This window comes from Herbaspirillum sp. WGmk3 (assembly GCF_023952535.1).
GTDB classification, from domain to species: domain Bacteria; phylum Pseudomonadota; class Gammaproteobacteria; order Burkholderiales; family Burkholderiaceae_D; genus Herbaspirillum; species Herbaspirillum huttiense.
The window spans coordinates 1-249 of sequence record NZ_JAKYWT010000125.1 but is presented as its reverse complement, the minus strand read 5'-3'; the positions used below and the strand labels follow the sequence as shown (position 1 = coordinate 249).

The 249-nt window shown below is 59.0% G+C and carries 1 protein-coding gene; it reads left to right on the top strand.

Translation table 11 applies throughout. The annotated features are described in order from the left end of the window. The coding region (locus MKD49_RS26170) for a phage tail length tape measure family protein (protein WP_252697761.1) at positions 1 to 249 on the top strand (249 nt) is incomplete at both ends.

Genomic DNA, 249 nt, shown 5'->3' with positions numbered 1-249 from the left:
GCGTCATTTTTCTGGTACGGAAAGTGATGCGAAAAAAACAGCGGCAGTCGTTGAACAGTCGCTGAGCCGACAGGCGCTGGCTGCACAGAAAGCGGGGATTTCCGTCGGGCAGTATAAAGCCGCCATGCGTATGCTGCCTGCACAGTTCACCGACGTGGCCACGCAGCTTGCAGGCGGGCAAAGTCCGTGGCTGATCCTGCTGCAACAGGGGGGGCATGTGAAGGACTCCTTCGGCGGGATGATCCCCAT